The sequence below is a fragment of the Pseudorhodoferax sp. Leaf265 genome (assembly GCF_001422365.1).
In the GTDB taxonomy this organism is placed as follows: Bacteria; Pseudomonadota; Gammaproteobacteria; order Burkholderiales; family Burkholderiaceae_C; genus Pseudorhodoferax.
Window position 1 is genome coordinate 130,544 of sequence record NZ_LMMT01000015.1, and the last position, 22,993, is coordinate 153,536.

The following is a 22,993-nucleotide window of genomic DNA, read 5'->3' on the forward strand; positions in this document are numbered from 1 at the left end:
TCTGCAGCATGGATTGATATGCTGTGCATATGAAAAACGCTGCTTCGCCCGACCTGCGTGTGTGGCGCCAGTTCGCGGTGCTGGCCGAGGAATTGCACTTCAGCCGCGCGGCACGGCGTCTGCACATGACGCAGCCGCCGCTGACCCAAGCCATCGCCCTGCTGGAGAAAGGCCTGGGCGTGGCGCTGTTCGAGCGCACGCGGCGCAGCGTGGCGCTGACGCCGGCGGGTGAGGCGCTGCTGCCCGAGGTGCGCGAGTTGCTGTCCCGTGCAGAGGGGCTCCCCGCGCTGGCCCGTGCGGCGGCGGCGGGCGAGCACGGCCGTGTGCGGCTGGCCTTCGTCTCCACCGTGGGCTTCGCGCAGTTGCCGCTGTGGGTGCGCGACTTCCATGCGGAGCACCCGGGCGTGGCACTGGAGCTGGTGGAGGCCACCGGCGACGTGCAGCTGGACGCCTTCGCGCGCGGCAGCATCGACGCCGGCCTCATGCTGCACGCGCCGGGCCAGGCGCCGGCCGGGCTGGACCGTCTGATGGTGGGCCAGGAGCCGCTGGTGCTGGCGCTGGGCGCGCGCCATGCCCTGGCGCGGCTCGACCCGTTGCCGCTGGCCGCGGTGCTGGCCGAGCCGCTGGTGCTGTTCCCGCGCCGCATCCTGCCCTCGCTGCACGACGCGGTGGTCGAGCTCTACCGCACGCATGGCGCCGTGCCGCAGGTGGCGCAGGAAGCGATCCAGATGCAGACCATCGTCAACCTGGTCTGGGGCGGCAACGGCCTGGCCTGGGTGCCGGCCAGCGTGATGCAGTTCCGCCGCGCCGGCGTGGTCTACCGCGAGGCGGCGCAGCTGGCCCTGGGCCGCAGGCGGCCGGTGCTGCCGGTTTGCGAGACCAGCCTGGTCTGGCCGGCGGGGGCCGTGTCGCCGGCGCTGGCGCGCTTCGTGGAGTTCGTGCGCGCGCGGGTGGCCACCGCCGCTTAGCTTCGGATCACCGCGGCATCATGCGCACCGCGCCCTGGTCGGCCAGCGGCTGCGGCACGCCCAGGTGGTAGCCCTGGGCGAAGTCGATGCCGATGGCTTCCACGCGGCGCAGGATGTCTTCGTCGGCCACGTACTCGGCGATGGTCTGCAGGCCCATCACATGGCCGATGGCGTTGATGGCCTCCACCATGGCCAGGTCGATGGGGTCGTGCACGATGTCCTTGATGAAGCTGCCGTCGATCTTCAGGAAGTCCACCGGCAGGTTCTTGAGGTAGGCGAACGAGGACAGTCCGCTGCCGAAATCGTCCAGCGCGAAGAAGCAGCCCAGCTGCTTGATCTCACGGATGAAGGGCACGACCTTGCTGAGGTTGGCCACGGCCGAGGTCTCGGTGATCTCGAAGCAGATGGCGCCGTGCGGCAACTGCAGCCGCTCCAGCGTGTCGCGCAGGTCCTGGCGGAAGCGCTCGTCCGACAGCGAGGCGCCCGAGATGTTGATGCTGTAGACGCCGGGCAGCGCGCCCTCGCGGCGCACGCGGTCGCCGATCCAGGCCAGCGTGTTGCGCACCACCCACTGGTCCACGCGCGGCATCAGGCCGTAGCGTTCGGCCGCGGGCAGGAAGCTGCCTGGCGTGATGAGGCGGCCGCCTTCCTCCATGCGCACCAGGATCTCGAAGTGCGGCGCGCGGTCCACGCCCGAAGGCAGCGGCACGATGGCCTGGGCGTACAGGCGCAGCCGGTCTTCGTCGAGCGCGTTCTGCAGCCGTGTGGCCCACTGCATCTGGCCTTGCTGCTCCATCAGCGCGTGGTCGTTGATCTGGTAGACGTGGATGCGGTTGCGGCCCTCGTCCTTGGCCGCATAGCAGGCGGCGTCGGCGGCCGACAGCACGGCGCCCAGGTCGCGGTCGGTGCCGAGCACGGGCACCAGGCCGATGGACACGCCGATCGAAAAGGACTTGCCCTCCCAGGCGAAACGGAAGTCGGCGATGTCCTCGCGGATCGCATCGGCCAGGGTGATGGCGCGCTGCATGGGACAGGACTCCAGCACCAGGCCGAACTCGTCGCCGCCCAGGCGCGCCAGCATGTCGGAGGCGCGCAGGTGGCTGCGGACCAGCGCAGCCACCTGGCGCAGCAGCTCGTCGCCTGCCACGTGGCCGCAGGTGTCGTTGACGAGCTTGAACTGGTCCAGGTCGAGGAAGCACACCACATGGGTCTGGCTCTCGTCGCGCGGGCGGTCCAGCAGCTCGCCCAGGCGGCGCTCGAACGCACGCCGGTTCGGGATGCCGGTCAATGCGTCGTGGCTGGCCTGGTGCTGCAGTTCCTGGGCCAGGTTCAGCGTGACCGTCACGTCGTGGAACACCAGCACGGCGCCGATCAGAAAGCCCTCGCGCGAGCGGATCGGCGCGGCCGTGTTCTGCACCGGGATGGGCAGCTCGTCGCGCCGCAGCAGCAGCGCATGGTCGAGCCGCGCGACCACCTGGCCGCGCGTGAGCACCTCGCGCACGGGCACGGGCAGCAGGTCGCCGCTGTGGGCATCGCGCAGCCGGTAGATCTCGTTGATGGAGCGGCCCTGGGCCTCGGCGGCCGACCACCCCGTCAGCCGCTCGGCCACCGGGTTGATGTACTGCACCATGCCGGCCTCGTCGGTGGTGACCACGCCATCGCCGATGGAGGCCAGCGTGACCTGGGCCAGGTCGCGCTCGCGGTGCAGCTGGGCCTCGACGTGCTTGCGCTCGGAGATGTCGCGCACCGTGCCCGTGAAGCGCAACTCCGGCCCCACATGGTTCTCGCTGACCGAGATCTCGTAGACCACGCGCGGCGCTCCGGAGCGGACCTTGCGCAGCTCCAGCTTGGTGCCGGGGCGGCACAGGTCTTCACGCGCTGCCGGCCCGCTGTAGCCGGCCTGGCGCAGCAGCGCCTGGAACGGGTGGCCGACCACCTGCTCGGCGCTGAGCTGCAGCAGCTTCTCCGCACCGGGGTTCAGGCTGGTCAGCACGCCGTCGCGCGTGAAGGTGACGATGCCGTCGCGCATGTCGCGCACGATGGCACGGGTCTGGTCGGTGGCGGCCTCCAGCGCGCCGATGACGCGGTTGTAGGCCGAGGCCACCTGGCCGACCTCGGTGAAGGGCTCCACCGGCACGCGCTGGCGCAGGTCGCCACTGCGCCGGTGCTCCTCCATGGCGTCCACCAATTCGATGAGGTCGGTGCGCGTGCCGTGCTCGGACACGTTCAGGCCCACATGCTCGTCCTGCGGCCGCACGCGCAGCGGCCCGAAGCGACCGATGCCGCGCAGCAGCAGCCAGGCCATCAGACAGGCCCACAGGCAGCAGGCGAGGGCGCCCAGCAGCTGCACGCCGATCTGCTCCAGCCGCGTGTTGCCGTTGGCGATGCGCTCCAGGTCGCCGAACAGGCCGACCGACAGCGTGCCCCAGATGCCGGGCGCCAGGTGCGCCGGGATCGCGCCGACCGCGTCGTCCAGGCGCCAGGACAGCAGCCACTCGGACACGAACACCATCAGCGCGGCGGCGACCAGGCCGATCAGCCAGGCCGACAGCGGCGAGATCACATGGCAGTTGGCCGTGATCGCCACGAGGCCCGCGATGGCGCCGTTGATCAGGTAGCCGATCTCGCAGTAGCCGCGGCGCCAGATGCCCATGGCGATGCCGCCGACGATGCCGGCGGCACCGCCGATCACGGTGTTGACCACGATGCCGGGCACGCGCGCGTTCAGCGCCAGCGTGCTGCCGCCGTTGAAGCCGAACCAGCCGAAGAACAGGATCAGCACGCCCAGCATGGCCAGCGGCAGGTTGCCGGCCGGCAGCGGCCGCGGGGGCTCGCCCGGCACGAAGCGGCCGGTGCGCGGGCCGATCATGGCCACGGCCACCAGCGAGACCCAGCCGCCCACGCTGTGCACGACCGTGGAGCCGGCGTAGTCCACGAAGCCGAGCCGGGCCAGCCAGCCGCTGGGCCGGCCTTCCAGGCCGCCGCCCCAGGCCCAGTGGCCGAACACCGGGTAGATCACCATGGCCACGCCGGCCGTCACGGCCATGTAGGTCGAAAAGCGCATGCGCTCGGCCACCGCGCCCGAGACGATGGTGGCCGAGGTGGCGCAGAACATGAGCTGGAACAGCACGAAGGCCATCAGCGGCGCGCTCAGCGAGAGCTGGTCGGCCAGGCCGAAGTGCGAGAACCCCAGCCAGCCGTCCTGCGAGGCGCCGAACATGAGCCCGAAGCCGACCATCCAGTACACGGCCGTGGCGATGGCGAAGTCCGCCACGTTCTTGACCGCCACGTTGATCGAGTTCTTGTTGCGCGTGAGGCCCGATTCCAGGCACAGAAAGCCGGCCTGCATGGAAAACACCAGGGCTGAGCAGAGCAGGATCCAGAGCAGGTCCAGCGGCTGGGCGGCGCTCACCGCCGCGCTCCGGCGGCGGCTACGAAGAAGAGGATGGGGAAGGCGGGGGGCATCGGATCGGGTGTTTGGGTCTCCGATGCATGCAAGCAATTTGCATTCCCGGCAGGATGCCGGGGCGGCTGGCGTCAATCCAGGTGCGGTGCGAGCAGCTCTTCGATCCAGGCAGCGAAGGCCTGCACGCGGTCGGCCAGATGGCGGCGGTGCGGATAGACCAGGTGCACGGGCATGGGCGGGGGACACCAGGGCGACAGCACTTCGACCAGGGCGCCGCTCTGCAGGTGGTCCTGCACGTCGTAGGCCGGCACCTGGATCAGCCCCATGCCGGCCAGGGCGCAGGCGATGTAGGTCTCCACATTGCCGGCGGCCACATTGCCGGGCAGCATGGCCGAGCGGGTGCGGCCATCTTCGGTCCATTCCCAGGGCGCGTAGCGCCCGCCTGCGGCGGGCGCGTAGTTCACCTGGCGGTGCTGCCGGGTCAGCAGATCCTGGGCGGCGCGCGGCGTGCCGTGGCGCGCCAGGTAACGCGGGCTGGCGCAGCTGATCACCGCGAACGAGCCGAGCGGGCGCGCCACCAGGCTGCTGGGCGCCAGCGTCCCGACACGCAGCGCGCAGTCCACGCCGTCGTGCACGAGGTCCACGGTCCGGTCGCTGGAGCCGAGCTCGAGTTCCACGCCGGGGTGGCGGGCCACGAAGTCGGGCAGTGCCGGCGCCACCAGCCGGTGGGCGATCCGGCTGGGCATGTCCACGCGCAGCCGGCCCTTCAGGCCCTGGCCGGCTGCGGTGAACTGCTGTTCCAGTGCCTCCATGCCATGGACCAGCGAACGCGCGCGTTCCAACAGGCTCTCGCCCTCGGCCGTGAGACGCACGCGCCGGGTCGTTCTGTGCAGCAGGCGCGCGCCCAGGCGGGTCTCGAGCTGCTGCAGTGCACCCGAAACGCTGGCGCGCGGCAGGCCGAGCTGGTCCGCCGCCAGGGTGAAGCTGTTGCACTGCGCGATGCGCAGAAAGATGCGGAGGTGGTCCAGCCGGTCCATGATTGTTCGGGATTCCTGGATGGTGTAGACGGGAGCGTCGACTTTATCTCGATTGTTTCCAAACATAGACTTGGATTCCCATTCCATACAAAGAGGTAATGCATGTCTTCTCCGACCCTGAAGGACAAAGTGGCTGTCGTCACCGGCGGCGGCAAGAATCTCGGTGCCCTGATCGCCCACCTGTTCGCCGACGGCGGCGCGCGGGGCCTGGTGCTGCACTACAACAGCGACGGCTCGCGCGACGCAACGGAAAAGACCGCCGCCGCGCTCAAGGCCAAGGGTGTCGACGTGCTGACCTTCCAGGGCGACCTGTCCGTGGTCGACAACTGCGTGCAGCTGTTCGACCGGGCCGTCGGGCATTTCGGAGAGGTCAACCTGGCGATCAACACCGCCGGCGTCGTGATCAAGAAGCCGATCCTGCAGATCACCGAAGGCGACTACGAGAAGAGCTTCGCGGCCAACTCCAAGGCAGCGTTCTTCTTCATCCAGCAGGCCGGCCGCGTGCTGGCCGAGCGCGGCAGCATCGTGACCATCGTGAGTTCGCTGCTGGCGGCCTACACCGACTCCTATGCGGTGTACCCGGGCAGCAAGGCGCCCGTGGAGCACTACACGCGCGCGGCCTCCAAGGAGTTCGGCGCCCGCGGCATCAGCGTCAACGCCATCGGTCCCGGCCCCATGGACACGCCGTTCTTCTACGGCCAGGAGTCCAAGGAATCGACGGCCTACCACGCGTCGGCCGCCGCGCTGTCGGGCTACTCCAAGAAGGGCCTGACCGACATCGAGGACATCGCCCCGATCGTCAAGTTCCTGGTCACCGAAGGCTGGTGGATCACCGGCCAGACCATCTTCGCCAACGGTGGCTACACCACCCGCTGAGCGTTGCGGCACGCGCCGCCCAGGAGGGCCGGACCATGAACCGATTCCAAGCCGTGTTGGGGGCAACCGCGGCGTGGTTCACAACGCCATGTACGGCACCGAACCACAGCAAAGCCCGGACTTCGCCCGCATGATCAGCACGCACGACACCGAGCGCGTGGCCTCCTCCATCCTGCCGGACAAGGTGGTGCATGGCGGCCGCTACGACGTGGCCGACCGCCATGTGGAACCCACCGTGCTCCATCCCTCCACCTGGGACGATCCGGCCATGCCGCAGGAGGTGTTCGACCCCGTGCTGCCAGTGCTGCACTACGACGACTTCGACGCGACACCAAGGCCATGCTCTTGGGCAACCCCGACCAGGTGCTCGATGTGTTCCCGTCCTGCGCGGGCAAGGACATCGCGAAGAACCTGTCGGTCTTCTCGGAATGAACACATGCGCATTTCCACCAGACGCCGATGGCTCGCCGTTGCGGCGGCACTGCCCCTGGGCGCCGCTCTGCCGGGTTGCGCCAGCTCCGGCGCCACGCCACCCGGCCCCGGCATGAAGGCCTCGACCACCTACCTGCACCTGCTGGCCAAGGTGCCGATGTTCCGCGGCATGTCGAACGAGCAGCTGCAGTGGGTCATCGACCATTCGCGCGAATGGTCGGTGGAGCCCGGGGCCGAGGTGGCCAGCAGCCAGCGCGGCGTGGCCAGCTTCTGGACGCTGCTCGACGGTGGCTGGCGCCTGGAGGTGGCCGGCCGCGCCATCGAGGCCGGCCATGCCGACCCGGCCAAGTGGTATGGCGGGCGCGACATGGCCGCCCTGGGCCTGCCGCCCACCCGGCTGGTCGCCGCGCGGAGCAGCTACGTGATGGAGATCGCACAGCCTGCGCTGGACGAGATGCTGCGCCGCGGCCTGCCGCTGGCACCGCACCTGCGGGCCGGGCTGGACTTCTACCGCACGCTGATACGCTAGCAAAGTGCCCCATGCGGAGCACATGTTTCAAATCTTGAAAGGGAGGCTGCCATGCACATGGCGATGACGATGGGGGCGGGGGTGTTGCTGCTCGTGGTGTTCGTGTTGTTCGGATGGCTGTGGGGCGCCAGCGGCACGGCCATGGCGCTGGCCGCCAAGGCCTTCATGCCGGTCTGGCTGCTGGTCGCGCTGCTCAACATGTGGGTGGGCGTGACGCACGCTGGCTATACAGTGCGGGAAGAGTTGCCGATCCTGCTCATCGTGTTCGCCGTTCCGGCGGTGGTGGCAGGCCTGGTGGCCTGGCAACTGTCGCGCAGCTGATCACAAGAAGAAGCATCCGTTCGGGGTGCGAACCCCGGTGATCCGTGCTGGATATGGGCGCGGCCTGCACAAGGGCCGCGCTTTTTTGTTTGTTGGGAGGGCCTCGATGGCTGTAGAAGGAAGTGCGAACGATCTGGTCCGGGTCGTGAGTCTGCTCGGAGCGGCCGTGGTCGGCGTGCCGCTGTTCAAGCGGCTGGGCCTGGGCTCGGTGCTGGGCTACCTGGCCGCAGGGCTGGCCATCGGGCCGTTCGGGCTCAGGCTGTTCGACGATCCGCAGGCCATCCTGCACGTGGCCGAGCTCGGCGTGGTGATGTTCCTGTTCGTGATCGGGCTGGAGATGCAGCCCTCGCACCTGTGGAGCTTGCGGCGCCAGATCTTCGGGCTCGGCAGCCTGCAGTGCCTGGTCTGCGGCGTGCTGCTGACGCTGGTGGGCGTGGGCTTCGGCTTCTCCTGGGCCGTGTCCTTCGTGAGCGCCATGGGCTTCGTGCTGACCTCCACGGCCATCGTCATGCAGCTGCTGGGCGAGCGCGGCGACATCGCAGCGCCGCGGGGCCAGCGCATCGTCTCCATCCTGCTGTTCGAGGACCTGCTGATCGTGCCACTGCTGGCCATCGTGGCCTTCATCGCGCCGCCCGCGCTGGACGCCGCGGCCGTGGCGCCTTCGCGCTGGGGCGTGATCGGCCTGGCCCTGGGAGCGCTGGCCGCGCTGGTGGCGGCCGGCGTGTGGCTGCTCAACCCGCTGTTCCGCGTGCTGGCCACGGCCAAGGCGCGCGAGGTGATGACGGCGGCTGCGCTGCTGGTGGTGCTGGGCGCGGCGCTCCTGATGCAGCTGGGCGGCCTGTCCATGGCCATGGGCGCCTTCCTGGCCGGCGTGCTGCTGTCCGAATCGACCTTCCGCCACCAGCTGGAGGCCGACATCGAGCCCTTCCGCGGCCTGCTGCTGGGCCTGTTCTTCCTGGGCGTGGGCATGTCGCTGGACCTGGCCGTGGTGGCGCGCAACTGGCCGCTGATCGCGGCCGGCGTGGTCGCGATGATGGCGGTCAAGGCGCTGTGCATCTACGGTGTGGCGCGGCTGGCCAAGAGTTCGCATGCCGATGCGCTGGACCGCGCCGTGCTGATGGCCCAGGGTGGCGAGTTCGCCTTCGTGCTGTTCGCGGCGGCTCTGGGCGCGGGCGTGATCGATGCCACCGTCAATGCCAACATGACGGCCATCGTGGTGCTGTCCATGGCGCTCACACCGCTGGTGGTGCTGCTGCACGGCCGCTTCGGCCCGCGCGCCACGGTGTCGATGGAAGGTGCGGAGGCCGCGCAGGACCGCCAGGCCAGCGTGCTGGTGATCGGCTTCGGCCGCGTCGGCCAGATCGCCAGCCAGGGCGTGGTGGCACGCGGCGCCTCGCTGACCGTGATCGACAACGACACCCAGGTGATCCGCGACGCCCAGTCCTACCTGGGCTTCAAGGTCTACTACGGCGACGGCGCCCGTGCCGACGTGCTGCACGCGGCCGGCGCCCACAGCGCCAGCGCCATCCTGGTCTGCGTGGACGACAAGGCGGCGGCCACGCGCATCGCCGAGAACGCCAAGGCCGAGTGCCCGCACGCGCGCGTGCTGGTGCGCGCCTTCGACCGCGAGCATGCGCTGGAGCTGGTCAAGACGGGCGGGGCGGACGTCGTGGTGCGCGAGACCTTCGAGTCGGCCATGCTGCTGGGCCGCGAGGCTGTGCTGGCCACGGGCGCCACGCCCGAGGAGGCCGATGCCGTGATGGCCGACCTGCGCCGCCTGGATGGCGAGCGCTTCGATCTCGAGGTGGCCGGCGATGCCTTCGCCGGCCGGGCCCTGGTGCTGGGCCATCTGCGCAGCAAGGAGAACGACGATGCCACGCAAGCGAAGCCCGCCTGAGCAAGAGCCCGTGCCGCCGGCGCAGGCCGCCGCCGTCGTGCAGTTCTGGCGCGACGCCGGTCCTGCGCGCTGGTTCGCCAAGGACGCGGCCTTCGACCGCGCGTTCCGCGAACGTTTCCACGACCTGCACTTCGCCGCGGCCGCGCGCCGCTGCGATGCCTGGGTGGCGACGGCCGAGGGCGCTCTGGCCTTGCTGCTGCTGCTCGACCAGTACCCGCGCAACAGCTTCCGCGGCACCGGCCACATGTACGCGACCGACCCGCTGGCGCGCATGTTCTGCCGCCAGGCGCTGGACGCCGGCCTGGACCGGCAGGTGCCGCAGGACCTGCGGCTGTTCTTCTACCTGCCGCTCTCGCATTCCGAAGACATGCCCGACCAGCAGCGCGCGCTGGCGCTGAACCGCGCGCTGGGCGAACCGTTCGCCAGCCATGCGCAGGGCCACCTGGACATCGTGGCGCGCTTCGGGCGCTTTCCGCACCGCAACGCGATGCTGGGGCGCGAGACCACGGCGGCCGAGCAGGCCTTCCTGGCCGAGGGGGGCTTTGCGGGCTGAGCCTTGGCCGGCGGGCACAATCGCCCGATGCTCATGTACCCCCAGATCGATCCGGTCGCGCTGCAGATCGGTCCTGTCGCCATCCACTGGTATGGCATCACCTACCTCGTCGCCTTCGGCCTGTTCATGTTCCTGGGCAACCTGCGGCTGCGCCACGAGCCCTTCGCCTCGCTGGTGCCGCCCTGGACGCGCAAGGACGTGGAGGACATCCTGTTCCTGGGCGTGGTCGGCGTGGTGGTCGGCGGGCGGCTGGGCTACTGCCTGTTCTACAAGCCTGGCCACTACCTCGCGCACCCGCTGGAGATCTTCTACGTGTGGCAGGGCGGCATGGCCTTCCACGGCGGCATGCTGGGCGTGATCGCGGCCATGGTCTGGTTCGCGCGCTCGCGCCAGCGCCCCTGGATGCAGGTGGCCGATTTCGTCGCGCCCTGCGTGCCCACGGGCCTGGCGGCCGGCCGCGTCGGCAACTTCATCAACGGCGAACTGTGGGGCCGCTTCTCCAGCCCGGACCTGCCCTGGGGCATGGTGTTCCCGCAAAGCGGCTCCATGCTGCCGCGCCACCCTTCGCAGGTCTACCAGTTCCTGCTGGAAGGCCTGCTGCTGTTCGTGCTGCTGTGGCTGTACGCGCGCAAGCGCCGCGCCGAGGGCCAGGTCGCGGCGGCCTTCCTGATCGGCTACGGCCTGCTGCGCTTCACGGCCGAGTTCTTCCGCGAGCCCGATGCCTTCCTGGGCCTGCTGTCGCTGGGCATGAGCATGGGCCAGTGGCTCTGCGTGCCCATGGTGCTGGCCGGCATCGCGATGTGGGTCTGGTGCGGGCGCCGCGCCGCTGCGCTGCCGGCCCGGGCCTGAGCCTTCAGCCGCCCCGCGCGCGCTGCAGGCGCCGCAGGAACACGGTGATCTCCTTGACGCACTGCATGTCGCCGCGCTCCCCCGCGACGGCCAGGCCCTGGGTCCAGGCCGCTTCGGCCTCGTCGGTGCGGCCCAGTTGCTCCAGCGCCTTGCCGAGCAGCTTCCAGGCCGCCGAGTGGTGCGGGTCCTGGGCCGTGGCCTGCTGCAGGTGCACGGCCGCTGGCTGCGGCTGGCCTTCCTGCAACAGCGCCTGGCCCAGCCCGAAGCGCAGCAGCGCGCCATCGCGTCCGCTGGCCAGCAGCTTTTCGAGGTTGGCGCGCAGCGCGGCGCGGGCCTCGGCCGTCATGTGGGGGCGGCCTCGGCCAGCAGGGCCCGGGCGTCCTCGCACCACCAGACAACGGCACCCAGGTAGCCCTCCCAGACACAACCGTTGCAGCCGCGGCCGCAGCAGGTGGTGGGCTCGGGCGGCGGTGCGCGCATGCCGGCGATGCTGCATGCCGCGAGTTGCGCTGCGATCGCCGCGATGGCGGTGCGCGCGGACGCCGCGTCGGTCGGGGGCGGCAGCGTCATGGCGCCTCGGCCAGCACGGTGTCGAACAGCGCCAGCAGCTGGCGCGCGAACAGGTCCATGTTGGCGGCGCGCTCGGTGCTGCCGGTCAGCACCGTGCGGCTGCGCTCCGTGGCACCGACCACGGCCAGGCAGGCGCGGCCGGCCGGGTCGCCGGCCGGGCTGTCGGACGGACCGGCCGCCCCGGTTTCGCCCAGGCCCCAGCTGGCGCGGTGGCTGGCGCGCACCTTGGCGGCCAGCAGCAGCGCATAGGGCTCGGTCTCGGCGCGCAGGCCTTCCATGTCGGCCGGCACCAGGCCCAGCAGGGCCTTGCCGGCGCGGCGCGAATAGACCACGGCGCCGCCCAGGAAGTAAGCCGACGCACCCGGCACGGCCAGCAGCGCGGCGGCGACCAGGCCGCCGGCCGAAGACTCGGCCACGGCCACGGTGTCGCGGCGTTCGCGCAGGCGCGCAGCGACACGGGTGGCCAGATCGGGCAGGGAGGGCAGTTCAGCGGGGGCGGACATGGGCCGCGATTGTGTCAGCCGCGCCGCGCGAAGCCGTCGGCACCCCATTCCTCGCTGCCCAGACCGTGGTGCACGGTGAAGCGGCATGGGGTCGTTGCGTGCTTTCACAGCGCGCTGTGGGCCCAGAAGCGCAGCAGCGGGGGCGCGGCGCGCAAGGCCGTCAACGGGTTCTCGCCGTCCTTTTCCCCCGTCCGCCAGGACGGTCCTTCGCGGCGATTCGTTCGAAATTCAAACAAAGTTGTAAGTTTATTCGCGCGGATGGTGAACTTTTTCTGCCGTTGTTGCGCCCGCTGACCTAGACTCAAAGGGCTACGACGGTTCTCGCAGCACATGACGTCGCGGACCGTCGCACTTGACCGCGGCCAACACCAGCAACACCCTCGAACCACCGTGAGCCAAGCAGTTGCCACCGCTGCCGCTAGCCAATACAACGAGCAGCCTGCCGCGAGCGCGGAGCTGTTCCGGGCTCTGTTCCATGACAGCCCGCGGCCGCTGATCATCTACAACCCGCACACCCTGCGCATACTTGCCGTCAATCGTGCGGCCGTGGCGCTGTATGGCTACGAGGTGGAAGAGTTCCGCGCCCTCGCTGCTCCTCAGCTTTGGGCCGAGGCCACGTCGGCCGGTGCGGAACGCGCGAAGGAGGATGCGACGGCCTTCTTGCGAAGCCTTCCGCTGCAGCACCCGACCCAACTGTTCCGCCGCTTGCATGCCCGCAAGAACGGGCAGCCACTCGATGTCGAGCTTTCCAGCACGCCGATCGTGTTCGACGGTGTTGCAGCGCGGCTTCTTCACGTCCTCGACCTCACGAAGAAGATGGAGGTCCAGCGGTTCGCTGCGCAAGCGAGCAGAGCGCAGCGCATGCTCAGCACGTGCAATGAGGCACTCATCCGCGCAGTCAACGAAGAGGAGCTGCTCAAACGCGTGTGCGAAGTCGCCGTGGAGCTGGGCGGCTACGTCCTCGCCTGGGTGGGCTTCGCCCACAACGACGAGGACAGGACCATTCTGCCTGCGGCGGTCGCCGGGGTGAACGGCCATCTTGTGCTTGAAGCCAAGCTGTCCTGGAGTGCGCAGAGCGACAGCGGCAAAAACTCTGCAGGGCGGGCCATTCGCGCGGGCAGGGCCGACGTGACGTTCGACGTGCGTGAGGACGCTTCATTCCCCATCTGGCGGGCCAACGTCGACGTCATTGGCTACAGAGGCATCGTGAGTCTTCCCCTGCGCCACAGGGGGAGAACGCTGGGGGCGATCTGTTTCTATTCGGCTGCGCAAGCCCACGTCAGTCCCAATGAACTGTCGCTTCTCCAGTCGCTGGCCGACGACGTCGCGTTCGGCATTGAGAACCTGCGTGTGCAAGACGAGCAGAGAAGGCTTCACCAGGCGGTGCTGTCCGTCGGATCTGCGGTCTCTCACCGAACCGGCGACGAGTTTTTCCAGCACCTTGTCCTCAGCCTTGTGGAGGCGGCAGGAGCGCAAGCCGGTCAGCTCGCAAGGTTCCTGCCTGGCGGTCTCCACAGGTGCCAAAGCCGCTCGGCGGTTGTCGGACACGAGCAGCTGCCTGCGGCCGACTTCGACGTTCCCAACGCGCTGTCGCACCAGGTGCGAACCAACGAGGTTTGGTTCGCGGCCGGGGACGCGTGCGCAGCCTATCCCGATGTGCGCCTGGTCGAGCGGGTGGAGGCGGAGGCATTCGCGATACACCGCTTGGACGATGTGCATGGCGAGCCCATTGGATTCCTTGCAGTGCTCTACCGGGCCTCTCAGCCGCAATCGAAGTTCGTGGAAGCCATGCTCCGCATCTTCGCTGCGCGCGCCTCGGCAGAGCTTCAACGTCTGCAATCGGACGCCCGTCTTCGCAGCCAGGCATCACTGCTGGACAAGGCGCAGGATGCAATCTACGTCCGCGACCTCGACCACCGGATCCTCACCTGGAACCAAGGCTGCGAACGAATCTTCGGATGGACTGCGGATGAGATGGTCGGCCGGGACGCGACCCAGTTCGGCTCCGGAACCTTGGCCGAGAAGCTGGCACGCCATGAGATCTTGCTGAAGGAAGGCGCGTGGTCCGGAGAAGCAACACATGCGCGCAAGGATGGCCATCTGGTTCAAGTGGAGACGCGCTGGTCGCTGGTTCGCGATGAGCAGGGGCGCCCCATGTCGGTCCTGTCCATCAGCACGGACATCACGACACGCAAAGAGGCCGAGCAAGCCGTTCACAGGCTCGCGTTCTTCGACACCTTGACTGGCCTGCCAAACCGCCAATCGTTCAATGCGGCCCTTCGGGCAAACCGCTGCGGAGCGACGACAGCCGTCGGTGCAGGCGCCCTCCTGTTCATCAACATCGACAGGTTCAAGCTGGTGAACGAGACCCTCGGGCACAGCAAGGGCGATGTGCTTCTCAAGCTTGCATCGAAACGGCTGCAATCTGCGGTGATGCCAACCGGCTACCTGGCGCACATCGGCGCAGACGAGTTCGTCGTTCTCCTCGCTCCGACGCTGGACACGATGGAAGACGCGCAGGCACATGCAGGCGAAGTATCGCGGCGCATCATGCAGGCGTTCAAAGAACCCTTCCGGCTCGAAGAGTTCGTGCACGTGGCCTCTGTCTGCGTGGGCATTGCACCGTTCCTGGGAGATGCGGTCAGCGACGAGGAACTGCTGCAGCACGCCGACCTGGCCATGATTCAGGCGAAGTCGGTAGGTCGTGGCGTTGCGCGCTTCTACGACCCGCGGCTGCACACGGCGGCCTCAGAACGGGCTGCGCTTGAGAAGGACCTGCGCCATGCCGTAGAACGCGCAGAGTTCTCACTGCACTTCCAGCCGCAGCTGCACCGAGATGGCCGGCTTGTCGGCGCGGAGGCACTGCTGCGCTGGAAGCACCCGGAACGCGGCATGGTTTCTCCAGCGCGGTTCGTTCCCATTGCGGAGGACACGGGCCTGATCCTCGGCATCGGTGCCTGGGTGCTGGAAACGGCATGCGCGCAGCTGGCGGCCTGGCAAGGCGATGGCGCCGTCGCTCCATTCGGGCACATGACGGTGTCGGTGAACGTCAGCGCGAGCCAGTTCCGTCAGGATGACTTCGTGGAGCAGGTCGATGCGTGCCTGCGCCGGCACAACGTGCGGCCGTCGAGCCTGAAGATTGAGCTGACCGAAAGTCTGCTGGTCTACGACATGGAGTCCATCATCCAGAAGATGCGGCAACTCCGGTCCATTGGCGTTGGCCTGTCGCTCGATGATTTCGGCACCGGGTACTCATCGCTGTCTTACCTGACGCGCATGCCACTGGACCAATTGAAGATCGACCAGGCCTTTGTTCGCGACGTCATCACCGACAGCAACGACGCGGCCATCGTCCGAAGCATCATCAGCTTGGGCCATGACTTGGGATTGACCGTCATGGCGGAGGGGGTGGAGGACGAGAACCAACGCGCATTTCTCGTCGCGAACTTCTGCGACAGCTTCCAGGGCTACCTTTTTGCGCGTCCTATGCCGGTGGAGGAGCTGGAACTGTATGCCCGCCATCACCTTGAGGTGAGCTCGGAGTTGTCTTCGGCCCTCTTGCCCGTGCTCGCGCACTCCCAGCCGAACCACGATGAAGTGCTGGCTGCAGTGGCACAGGCTGTTCCCGCGATGATTGCAGTCAATGGACCAGACGAACGCTATCTGTTTGCCAACCGGGCATTCGAGAACTGGTTCGGGGTGGACTGCTCCGAGATCGTCGGCAGAACGAGCCTGCAGCTTCTGGGTCGGGCGGAGTATGAGCGCTCTTCATCCTGGGTGAAGCGCGCCCTTGGCGGCGAGACCGTCAGTTTCGAGAAGTCATTTCCCAACCGGGTTCCGCCGGTCCATGTGGCCGTCAGCTTCATTCCTCTGAGGACTGTCAATGGGTCTCCGAATGGCTACGTCACTGTCGCACAGGACGTGACGCACCATCGGGAGGAGGCGAATCGCCTGCTCCAGCTGTCCGAGAGAGACCCGCTGACTGGCCTTCTGAACCGTCGCGGCTTCGAACGCTATCTGGAAGCCGAGGCCGCTGGCGGCCGCGGAAATCACGTGGGCCTGCTCTACGTCGACCTGGACCACTTCAAGTTGGTCAACGACGCCCAAGGGCACTTGGTCGGAGACCAGATCCTGCGCGAGCTTGGCCTCAGGCTACGCGGAGCCGTTCGGCCGGACGATGGCGTCGCACGGGTGGGTGGCGATGAGTTTGCGGTCATCCTGTCCTCGCTTCCGTCCGAGGCCTTGTGCCACGCGGCAGCCGAAGAAATTCTTCGCGTGGTTGCCCAGCCGTTTGTGGTGGGCGGCCTGGGTCTGAACATCACCGCCAGCATTGGCGTCGCATTCGGCGTGGAGCAAGGCGAGAAGTTCGAACAGCTCGTGAAGCGCGCCGACGTCATGCTGTACCAAGCCAAGGCCGGTGGTCGCGGAAGATGGGTTTAGTGCGGTCGATGAGAGGTGTTCCGCAAGGAGCAGGCGCCGGTTTTTCCGGTCGCGGTATGCCGCGACAACGACGGCCGGCATCCAGGCCATGGTGGCATCGCGTGGCGCGGGACACGGTTGCGCGGGGCTGACCGCGCACCGAGTGGCCTCAGCCGCAGGGCCTCGCTTGTGCCAGGCATTGCGGGATGGCCGCGCCGACTCAATAATTAGCGGTAATTATTGAAAATTACGGTGTTGCCGGCGGCCCTGCGCGGCGCGCCTGCGCCGCCCACCACGCCATGCGTCCGTTCCGAAGCTCCCTGCACGACGAAGTCGCCGAGCGGCTGCGCACGCTGATCTTCGATGGCGAACTCGCGCCCGGCAGCTTCATCGACGAGCCCGCGCTGTGCGCCAGCATGGCGATCTCGCGCACGCCGCTGCGCGAGGCGCTCAAGGTGCTCGCGGCCGAGGGCCTGGTGCGGCACGAGCCGCGCCGCGGCAGCTTCGTGAACCAGGTGACGGCGCAGGACCTGGACCAGATCTTCCCCATGCTCGCGCTGCTGGAAGGCCGCGCCGCGTTCGAGGCCGCCCAGCAGGCCAGCGACGCCGAACTGCAGGCGCTGCAGGACCTGCACGCGCGGCTGCAGCGCCATGCCCGGGCGCGCCGAATTCCCGACTACTACGCCGCCAACGTCGCCATCCACGAAGCCATCATCGCGTTGGCCGACAACCCGTGGCTGGCCATGGTGATCGGCGACCTGCGCAAGCTGGCCAAGCTCGCGCGGCTGCAGCAGCTGCAGGCGCCCGGCCGGCTGGAGCAAAGCTGCGCCGAGCACCTCGCGGTGTTCGCCGCGCTGCAGGCGCGCGATGCACCAGCGGCGCAGGCCGCCATGCACGAGCACCTGGTGCGCCAGCGCGAGGCGCTGCGCGAGGTGGCGCGCAGCCAGGCCAACCGGATCGCTCCCTGAACATGCATTGCAAGGACACACCATGAACGCCACCGACTGGATTGCCCGCAGCCTGGCGCTGCTCAAACCGGCCGCCAAGCCGCCGGCCGCCACCCCGGACGCGCCCCGCCCGATGGCCGAGCGCCTGCGCGCCACGCTGCGCCGCGAGCCCGAAGCGCTGACGCCCAGCGCGCTGCGCCGCCTGCTGGCGCAACTGCAGGCCGTGGTCGACCCGCATGTCAGCGAGGCCGAGGCCGGCCGCCGCGCCCAGAAGGTCATGGCCTGGTACGGCACGGCCACGGCACCCGAGCGGCGCGACCTGTGGCTGCTGCTGGTCGAGCAGTTCGCACCCGATGCCGACGAGGTGCGCGCCGCGCGCGAGCACTACGACGCCGTGCACGGCACGGCCGACCAGGGCGCCGCCGAGATCCGGCTGCGCAGCGCCTTCATCTCGCCGCGCACGCGCATGCTGCAGCGCTTCGCCGTCGATCCGCAGGGCCTGCACTTCCTGGTCGACCTGCGCGCCGAACTGCTGCCGCAGCTCAAGTCCGAGCGCCGGCTGCAGCCGCTGGATGCCGAACTGGCGGCGCTGTTCTCCAGCTGGTTCGACCTGCCGTTCCTGGAGCTGCGCCGCATCAGCTGGGACTCGCCGGCCTCGCTGATCGAAAAGCTCATCAAGTACGAGGCCGTGCACGACATCCGCAGCTGGGCCGACGTGAAGAACCGGCTCGACAGCGACCGCCGCTGCTACGGTTTCTTCCACCCGCGGATGCAGAACGAGCCGCTGATCTTCGTCGAGGTGGCGCTGATCGACCACCTGGCCGGCGGCATCGCGCCGCTGCTGGACGAGCAGGCGGCCGTGCACGACATCGGCAAGGCCACGACGGCGATCTTCTACTCCATCAGCAACACCCAGACCGGGCTGCGCGGCGTCTCGTTCGGCGACTCGCTGATCAAGCGCGTCGTGGAGACGCTGCGCGCCGAGTTCCCCAAGCTCAAGCAGTTCGCCACGCTGTCGCCGATCCCGGGCTTTCGTGCCTGGCTGGCCAGGAATGCGGACGGCATGCTGGCGCGCATGCCCGACAAGGCGCGCGCCGAACTCGGCCGCGCGCTGGGCGCCAAGGCGCCGGATGCCGGGCATGTGCTGGCCGCCACCGAGCACGTGCTGACGCTGGAGGAAAAATCCCCCGCGCGCCAGTTCCTGCTGCGCTGTGCGGCCGAGTACCTGGGCCGCGAGCTCGACCAGGGCCGCCCGCTCGACCCCGTCGCGCGCTTCCACCTGGGCAACGGCGCGCGCGTGGAGCGGCTCAACTGGGCCGGCGACCCGTCGCCCAAGGGCCTCAAGCAGTCCTGCGGGCTCATGGTCAACTATCTGTACGATCTGCGCCGGCTCGACAAGCACCGGGCCATGACGGCGGCGGGAAACATCCCGCTGTCGTCCGAGGTCGAGCGCTGGCTGCTCTGAGCAGCACACCGAGGCGGCGGCAGACCGCCTTGTTCCACAACGAAGGAGACACGACATGCACGTTCCCATCACGCGCCGCGGCGCCTTGCAGCTGGCTGGCGCAGGCCTGCTGCCCGCCGCGCTGGCGGCCCGCGCGCAGTCCGGCTGGCCCGGCAAACCCGTCACGCTGGTCGTGCCGTTCCCGGCCGGCGGCGGCACCGATGCCTTCGCGCGGCCGCTGGCCGCGCAGTTCGCCAAGCTCACGGGCAAGACGCTGGTCATCGACAACAAGGGCGGCGCCGGCGGCACCGTGGGCGCCAGCGCCGCGGCCAGGCTGCAGCCCGATGGCTACGGCCTCTTCATGGGCGCCGTGCACCACGCCATCGCGCCCTCGATGTACCCCAGGCTCGACTACGACCTGGAGAAGGACTTCATCCCGCTCGCGCTGCTGGCCAACGTGCCGCAGGTGGTGGTGGTGAACCCCAGGCGCGTGGAGGCCGGCGATCTCAAGAGCTTCCTCGCGCTCGTCAAGCGCAACCCGGCGCGCTACAACTACGCCTCGGCCGGTGCCGGCACCTCGCACCACCTGGCGGGCGAGCTGTTCAAGCAGCAGACCGGCACCTTCATCACGCACATTCCCTACCGCGGTGCCGGCCCCGCGCTGGCCGACCTGATCGCCGGCAACGTGGACGTGATGTTCGACGGCCTGGGCTCGTCCGCGGCCCACATCAAGGGCGGCCGCATCAAGCCGCTGATGGTGTCGGGCGGCAAGCGCAATCCTTCGCTGCCCGACGTGCCCTGCGCGGCCGAGGTCGGCCTGCCCGACTACACCGTGACCACCTGGTATGGCCTGTGGGCGCCCAAGGGCACGCCGGCCGACATCCAGGCCCGCGTGGTCGAGGAGGTGCAGCGCGCCGGCGCAACGGATGAGATCAAGACGGTCTGGGCCAGCAACGGCGCAGAATTCGGTACCCTCACGCCCGCGCAGTTCGGCCGCTTCGTGAGCGCCGAGATCAAGCGCTGGGCCGCCGTCGTGCAAGCGTCCGGCGCAAAACTCGAATGAGCCTTTCCTTCCCGTCACCATGAGCACCGCCACCGAGAACCAGAACCTCTACGCCGCCTTGCGCGCGGCGTTCCCCGCCGACCTGGACGCCACCGCCATCGATGCCACCGAGCCTGGCGGCCAGCCCTTGCGCTACAGCTGGCGCGACATCGAGCGCGCCAGCGCCATGGTGGCCAACCTGCTGGAGTCGCTGGAGCTGCCGCCGGCCTCGCGCATCGCCGTGCAGGTCGAGAAATCGGTCGAAGCCGTGCTGCTGTACCTGGCCACGCTGCGCGCGGGCCATGTGTTCCTGCCGCTCAACACGGCCTACCAGAGCGCCGAAATCGGCTATTTCGTCGGCAACGCCGAGCCGGCCGTGGTGGTCTGCAGCCCGGCCAACCATGGCTGGGTCAGCAAGATCGCGTTCCAGGCCGGCACGCGCTACGTGTTCACGCTGGGCGAGGACCGCAGCGGCACGCTGCTCGAACGCGCCGCGCACTGCAGCGACCTGCATGAACCCGTGCCGCGCGCGGCCGACGACCTGGCCGCCATCCTGTACACCAGCGGCACCACGGGCCGCAGCAAGGGCGCCATGCTGAGCCATGGCAACCTGCTCAGCAACGCGCGCGTGCTCAAGGATTACTGGGGCTGGCAGCAGGGCGACGTGCTGCTGCACGCACTGCCCATCTTCCACGTGCATGGCCTGTTCGTGGCGCTGCACGGCGCGCTGATCAACGGCAGCAAGATGCTGTGGATGGCCAAGTTCGATCCCAAGGTGGCGATCGCCAAGCTGCCCGAGGCGACGGTCTTCATGGGCGTGCCCACGCTCTATGTGCGCATGCTGGCCGAGCCCGCGCTCACGAAGGACGCGGTGCGCCACATGCGCCTGTTCATCTCCGGCTCGGCGCCGCTGTTGATCGAGACCTTCAAAGACTGGCAGGCGCGCACCGGCCACACCATCCTGGAGCGCTACGGCATGAGCGAAACCGCCATGCTGACCTCCAACCCCTACCGTGCCGCGGACGGCGAGCGCCGCGGCGGCACGGTTGGTTTCCCGTTGCCGGGCGTGGACCTGCGCGTGGTGGACGATGCGGGCCAGCCGGTACCGCAGGGCGAGATCGGCGGCATCCAGGTGCGTGGCCCCAACGTGTTCCAGGGCTACTGGCGCATGCCCGAGAAGACGGCCGAGGAGTTCACGGCGGACGGCTTCTTCAAGACCGGCGACGTGGGCCGCGTGGACGCCGCCGGTTACGTGACCATCGTGGGCCGCAGCAAGGACCTCATCATCAGCGGCGGCTACAACGTCTACCCGGCCGAGATCGAGGGCTTCCTGAACGAGATGCCGGGCGTGGCCGAGAGCGCCGTGGTCGGCGTGCCGCACCCGGATTTCGGCGAAGTCGGCGTGGCCGTGCTGATCGGCAAGCCCGGCGCGATGCTGGACGGCGAGGCGCTGCTGGGGGCGCTCAGGCAGCAACTGGCCAACTTCAAGATCCCCAAGCGCGCCTTCGTGGTCGACAGCCTGCCGCGCAACACCATGGGCAAGGTGCAGAAGAACCTGCTGCGCGAGCAGCACAGGGGCTTGTTCGCTTCCTAGCGCGCAGCACCGCGGGGTGACAGCCGGTCGGCGAGCAGGCGCGCCGTGTAGCGCAAGCGGTCGATGTCCGCGCCGGGCTGCACGCCGCGGCTGAAGCAGCACAGCGTGCCGTAGATGCGTCCGTCGGCGAGCCGCACGGGCGTGCTCAGGTGCGTGCCGATCGGAAACCCCGGATCGGGCGCCCTTCCCGAGGCGACGTAGGGCGCGGCATCGTCCATGCGCTCGGGCAGCCGGCCGTCCACCACGCGCAGGCACCAGCTTTCCTCGACCGGGTCGCACATGCCGGGCTGCAGCAGCGGAAAATCCGGCGCGCTGTCCACGGCCTGCAGGGTGCGCAGGCCATCGGCGAGCCGCGACACGAAGGCCACGTCCATGCCCAGCCGTACACGCAGCAGCTGCAGCACCTCCTGCACCGCCGCCGGCAGCGCCGGGTCGGCCCCGTCGCAGGTGGCCACCAGCAGCTCGCAGATCCTCACGTCCAGGTCGTCGGGGTTGTAGTTCAGGGGCATGCCAGACTGTCGTCCTCTCGCATCCTTGTGGGGTGTTTGCTCGCGGGCTCGGCGCCGCCGGTTGCCGCAGTCTAGCCACAGCCGCAATCGCCTGTGCCGCGGAGGGACGGGCCCTGCGCAGCCGGTCCGCTCAGACCGGCGGTTCTGCCAGTGCCTCGGCCAGGCACTGCGCCGTTGCACGCACGCGGGCCGTGCGCTGCAGGTCCGGGTGCATGACCAGCCAGACCTCGTGCGGGCGCGCACGCTGCCGCCCGGGCCAGACGCGGACCAGGCCTTCGCGCTCGCCCATGCGCACCGGCATCTCGCCCAGGCCGATGCCGGCCGCGACCGCCTTGCGCAGCAGCAGGCTGGAGTTGACCGCCATCGCGATGCGGGCCTGGCGTGCCGGCATCTCGGCCACGGTCGCGCAGGCCTTGTTCTCCAGGTAGGGGGCGTAGGCCACGATCTGGTGGCCGCGCAGTTCGTCCTCTGCCCGGGGGGCGCCGCAGCGTGCGAGGTAGGCGGCGCTGGCGAACAGGCCCACGGGCCAGGACGCCACGCGGCGCACCACGAGGTCCGGCGCTTCGGGCCGCACGTTGCGCAGGGCGATGTCGGCCTGACGCCGGCCGAGGTTGAGCACCTGGGTGGAGACCTCCAGGTCCACACGGATCTGCGGCCAGCGTTGCTGCAGGCGGTCGATGGCGGGCAGCAGGAATTCCACGGCGATGGTGTCCGAACTGGTCACGCGCACCAACCCCGTGGGGTTTTCGTCCTGGCCCTCGATCTTGCTGCGCAGGTCCAGGGCCGCGGTTTCCATGCGCCGTGCCGCGTGGAGCGCGGCTTCGCCGGCCGTGGTGAGCAGGTAGCCGTCCCGGGCGCGCAGGAACAGCTTGGCACCGAGTTCGGCTTCCAGCGCATTCAGGCGCCGCCCCACCGTGGCCTGGTCGATGGCCAGGCTGCGCGCCGCCGCGCGCAGCGAAGGCTGGCGCGTCACGGCAAGGAAGATGCGGGCGTCGTCCCAGTTCATGGCTGTTGTGGTGATGCAGATTTGCAGCACTGTAGAGCGAAATCGCTGCACCTTGCCTGCGCCGTCCGGGCCTAAGCTGCGCAGCCATGAC

General features: G+C 69.1%; 19 protein-coding genes. 12 read left to right on the forward strand and 7 right to left on the reverse strand.

What is annotated here, in order from left to right; translation table 11 throughout:
• The first annotated feature begins 29 nt into the window (after positions 1-29).
• On the forward strand, positions 30-968 hold the full coding sequence (locus ASF45_RS16035) for a LysR family transcriptional regulator (protein ID WP_056664408.1): 939 nt from the start codon (positions 30-32) through the stop codon (positions 966-968).
• 7 nt (positions 969-975) lie between these two features.
• On the opposite strand, the gene amt is transcribed toward ASF45_RS16035, so the two are convergent.
• Positions 976-4,380, reverse strand: a complete 3,405-nt coding sequence (amt, locus tag ASF45_RS16040) for an ammonium transporter (protein ID WP_200932166.1) — start codon at positions 4,378-4,380, stop codon at positions 976-978.
• A 125-nt stretch (positions 4,381-4,505) separates the two neighbouring features.
• Positions 4,506-5,411 (reverse strand): LysR family transcriptional regulator, encoded by a 906-nt coding sequence (locus tag ASF45_RS16045; protein ID WP_056664411.1) that lies wholly within the window; start codon positions 5,409-5,411, stop codon positions 4,506-4,508.
• 102 nt (positions 5,412-5,513) lie between these two features.
• Here ASF45_RS16045 and ASF45_RS16050 point away from each other — a divergent pair, with 102 nt between their 5' ends.
• The 6 genes from ASF45_RS16050 (at position 5,514) to lgt (ending at position 10,868) form a co-directional block, all read left to right on the forward strand.
• Positions 5,514-6,287 (forward strand): SDR family oxidoreductase, encoded by a 774-nt coding sequence (locus ASF45_RS16050; protein ID WP_056664414.1) that lies wholly within the window; start codon positions 5,514-5,516, stop codon positions 6,285-6,287.
• A 544-nt stretch (positions 6,288-6,831) separates the two neighbouring features.
• Positions 6,832-7,248: a hypothetical protein gene (locus ASF45_RS35375; protein ID WP_056664417.1), complete on the forward strand. Its 417-nt coding sequence runs from the start codon at positions 6,832-6,834 to the stop codon at positions 7,246-7,248.
• Between the two features lie 51 nt (positions 7,249-7,299).
• A complete protein-coding gene (locus ASF45_RS16060) occupies positions 7,300-7,569 on the forward strand; it encodes a hypothetical protein (protein WP_056664420.1) in 270 nt (89 codons plus the stop codon).
• A 106-nt stretch (positions 7,570-7,675) separates the two neighbouring features.
• Positions 7,676-9,466 carry a monovalent cation:proton antiporter-2 (CPA2) family protein gene (locus ASF45_RS16065; RefSeq protein ID WP_056664423.1) on the forward strand — a complete coding sequence of 597 codons (1,791 nt, stop codon included), beginning with the start codon at positions 7,676-7,678 and terminating at the stop codon, positions 9,464-9,466.
• The gene (locus ASF45_RS16070) at positions 9,441-10,019 is read left to right on the forward strand and encodes a DUF924 family protein (protein ID WP_056664426.1); all 579 of its coding nucleotides are present in this window, start codon (positions 9,441-9,443) and stop codon (positions 10,017-10,019) included. The genes ASF45_RS16065 and ASF45_RS16070 overlap by 26 nt, the downstream gene beginning before the upstream one ends.
• Positions 10,020-10,046: 27 nt before the next feature.
• Positions 10,047-10,868, forward strand: a complete 822-nt coding sequence (lgt, locus tag ASF45_RS16075; protein ID WP_056664429.1) for a prolipoprotein diacylglyceryl transferase — start codon at positions 10,047-10,049, stop codon at positions 10,866-10,868.
• Between the two features lie 4 nt (positions 10,869-10,872).
• On the opposite strand, the gene ASF45_RS16080 is transcribed toward lgt, so the two are convergent.
• The 3 genes from ASF45_RS16080 to ASF45_RS16090 are packed head-to-tail and all read right to left on the reverse strand — an operon-like array spanning position 10,873 to position 11,941.
• Positions 10,873-11,214 carry a tetratricopeptide repeat protein gene (locus ASF45_RS16080; RefSeq protein ID WP_056664432.1) on the reverse strand — a complete coding sequence of 114 codons (342 nt, stop codon included), beginning with the start codon at positions 11,212-11,214 and terminating at the stop codon, positions 10,873-10,875.
• Positions 11,211-11,438 carry an oxidoreductase-like domain-containing protein gene (locus ASF45_RS16085; RefSeq protein ID WP_056664436.1) on the reverse strand — a complete coding sequence of 76 codons (228 nt, stop codon included), beginning with the start codon at positions 11,436-11,438 and terminating at the stop codon, positions 11,211-11,213. The genes ASF45_RS16080 and ASF45_RS16085 overlap by 4 nt, the downstream gene beginning before the upstream one ends.
• Positions 11,435-11,941, reverse strand: coding sequence for a CinA family protein (locus ASF45_RS16090; protein ID WP_056664439.1), 507 nt, complete (start codon positions 11,939-11,941; stop codon positions 11,435-11,437). Before ASF45_RS16090 ends, ASF45_RS16085 begins: the two co-directional genes overlap by 4 nt.
• Positions 11,942-12,331: 390 nt before the next feature.
• Between ASF45_RS16090 and ASF45_RS16095 the strand changes: the two genes are divergently transcribed.
• The 5 genes from ASF45_RS16095 (at position 12,332) to ASF45_RS16115 (ending at position 21,387) form a co-directional block, all read left to right on the forward strand.
• Positions 12,332-16,381 (forward strand): EAL domain-containing protein, encoded by a 4,050-nt coding sequence (locus ASF45_RS16095; RefSeq protein ID WP_162244012.1) that lies wholly within the window; start codon positions 12,332-12,334, stop codon positions 16,379-16,381.
• Between the two features lie 278 nt (positions 16,382-16,659).
• On the forward strand, positions 16,660-17,328 hold the full coding sequence (locus tag ASF45_RS16100; RefSeq protein ID WP_056664445.1) for a GntR family transcriptional regulator: 669 nt from the start codon (positions 16,660-16,662) through the stop codon (positions 17,326-17,328).
• Between the two features lie 22 nt (positions 17,329-17,350).
• Positions 17,351-18,772: a malonyl-CoA decarboxylase gene (locus ASF45_RS16105; protein ID WP_056664448.1), complete on the forward strand. Its 1,422-nt coding sequence runs from the start codon at positions 17,351-17,353 to the stop codon at positions 18,770-18,772.
• A gap of 55 nt (positions 18,773-18,827) precedes the next feature.
• A complete protein-coding gene (locus ASF45_RS16110; protein ID WP_056664451.1) occupies positions 18,828-19,814 on the forward strand; it encodes a tripartite tricarboxylate transporter substrate binding protein in 987 nt (328 codons plus the stop codon).
• 19 nt (positions 19,815-19,833) lie between these two features.
• Complete coding sequence (locus tag ASF45_RS16115; protein ID WP_056664454.1) at positions 19,834-21,387, forward strand: malonyl-CoA synthase; 1,554 nt, start codon at positions 19,834-19,836, stop codon at positions 21,385-21,387.
• Here the strand turns inward: ASF45_RS16115 and ASF45_RS16120 are convergent.
• Both ASF45_RS16120 and ASF45_RS16125 read right to left on the reverse strand, forming a co-directional pair.
• Entirely contained in the window at positions 21,384-21,896 is a 513-nt protein-coding gene (locus tag ASF45_RS16120) for a GAF domain-containing protein (RefSeq protein WP_056664457.1), read from the reverse strand. The two genes, ASF45_RS16115 and ASF45_RS16120, sit on opposite strands and share 4 nt — an antisense overlap.
• Before the next feature lie 130 nt (positions 21,897-22,026).
• The gene (locus tag ASF45_RS16125) at positions 22,027-22,902 is read right to left on the reverse strand and encodes a LysR family transcriptional regulator (RefSeq protein ID WP_056664461.1); all 876 of its coding nucleotides are present in this window, start codon (positions 22,900-22,902) and stop codon (positions 22,027-22,029) included.
• Between the last annotated feature and the right edge of the window lie 91 nt (positions 22,903-22,993).